Annotated in this window: 2 protein-coding genes; one reads left to right on the top strand and one right to left on the bottom strand. The window is 63.9% G+C overall.

The window, feature by feature from the left end:
• On the bottom strand, window positions 1-859 hold an 859-nt coding region (locus ACFU7Y_RS43505; protein ID WP_380771985.1), incomplete at its 3' end, for a hypothetical protein.
• Between the two features lie 394 nt (window positions 860-1,253).
• On the opposite strand from ACFU7Y_RS43505, the gene ACFU7Y_RS43510 reads away from it, so the two are divergent.
• Entirely contained in the window at window positions 1,254-1,847 is a 594-nt protein-coding gene (locus ACFU7Y_RS43510; protein ID WP_224274922.1) for a hypothetical protein, read from the top strand.
• Window positions 1,848-1,933 lie beyond the last annotated feature (86 nt).

Below are 1,933 nucleotides of genomic sequence, written 5' to 3' on the forward strand. Positions count from 1 at the left end.
ACGGCAGCGCCAGCCCCGCATCGTGTGCGGCTACTTCAAGGCCCCACACGTCTGCTACGCGATCATGTAGGAAACCGAGCCATTTCGGCTCAATAATTGGAATCCAGAGATCGTCATTACCGCTGGTGACGTTCACCTCGAGAGAGAACGTGCAGTCCAGTTTCGCGGCGAAGAATACGTCGAAGGTGCGCGCATCCTTCTTGTTCAAGACGACCGGGCGCTCAGTGAAGCGCTTGCCGAACATGATCTCAGTTGGTTTTCCACCTGAGACCTTCCCGGGTTTCGGATAGCCACTCCAGAGGCTTCTTGCAGCTTCGTCGTACTGGCTCACCTCGAAACCGATGACGGTGCGCTTGATGTCCTCGCCCGATCCACCGATTGGCGGAGGGTAGACGAGGGTTCCGGCGAAGGTTCTGGGACGGTTGATCACCTCTTCGACGCTTGTGGCCACCTCGTTCGGGCAGTCGCGGTCTCTCAGCTTGAAATTCTGAATGATCGCAGTTTCATCGCGAAGCGCCCTGATCGTGAACCTGATGGCATATAGGCTGATGGGGCGAGCCTTATTTTTCGTTAGCCAATCGCCGAACGAGTCTGTTCGTTTCGCCAGGTCGCCGAGATCGTACGTCCGGCCGGGAATGGCATAGTTGACCGCCAAGTAGTCGGGCGATCCCATGGTAATTGAGACCGGCCGGCCGGCGGCGGTCTCCTTCTCCTCGGCGTCCTTCTGCTTTTCTCGCTGCTCGCCCGCACTTGCGGCGTCCGCGCTCCGTTTATTTGAATCGTTCCCCTGGGTCGTTTGCCAGGCTTGAATCGATCCGAAGATCAATGTGGGGACGAGTGCCGCGATCAGCGGAGCCATGATCGTGCCGTTCCTCCACCACCTTGGGCTGGGTGATGGTGGAGTGGCCTGCGCCGCTTCTTCTCCTGCCCCAGGGCTGGGCGGGGGTGGCGGAGCCTGCCCGCCCCCTCCCCCCGACCCAGGTCCGGGCGCTGTGCCGGACGCGGTGGGGCCGGTCTCCCCAGGCGGGAGGGGTGATGGCTGCTGAGAAGTCATGGAAGTCCCCAAGGTGCAGTCACGTGAGAGATGGTATGTAGCACAGGTTCCTAGGCGTACTCAACTCATGACCCTTCATGCTGACTTGAGAAATCTGAATGGACATCAGGATTCTCGGCTCTAAAGCCTCGGCGCGACGCTAGCGCGACGGGCTCCTACCGTCTGCGGCGATCCGTTGCCGACAGACCGAGGAGCCGACATGGCCGGGATCGACCTCGACGCCGCCCGTGAGCGCCGTCTGGCCGCCGCTGCCGAGAAGGCCCGCGCGGCCAAGGCCGAGTACACCGTCGGCGAGGAGCCGCTGATCTTCGGCGGCGCCACCGTGGCGATGCTGCCGGCCGAGCTGCCGCTCGCAGTGTGGGAGCCGCTGGTCGGCATCCCGTACCTGCCGCTGCTGCTGCGTTCCCTGGTGGAGGCCGCGCAGGCGCAGGGCGATCAGCAGACCGAGGCCGCGAGCCTGATCGTGGACGTGCTCGGCTCGGAGCCGTCGCTGCCGTCCGACCTGCTTGCCGCGGCCGCCGAGATGGGCCGCCGTCTGCTCGGGGAGGACGGGTTCGCACGGCTGATGGAGCAGCGCCCCAGCCACCCGGACATCTTCGAGCTGGTGCGCGCGGTCTGGGCGAAGTACTTCCCGGGCGGTGCGGGCCTGGGGGAACTCATGGGGCCGTCCGAGTTGCTTTCGAGCGCTGGGACGACCTCGAAGCCGACTTCCAGCGGTACTACCGGCTCGACGCCCGCGGTGTCTGGCGACGGCCTGGTGACCCTGGATTCGTCGGCACTCGACGCCTCCTGACAGTGATGATGTGACTGGTGGTTCTGCTGATGAGGCTGACTCGCCTCCTGACTGACGTCTCGGACTGTCCTGTTTGGGATTTGTCG

The organism is Kitasatospora sp. NPDC057542, assembly GCF_042801945.1.
In the GTDB taxonomy this organism is placed as follows: Bacteria; Actinomycetota; Actinomycetes; order Streptomycetales; family Streptomycetaceae; genus Kitasatospora.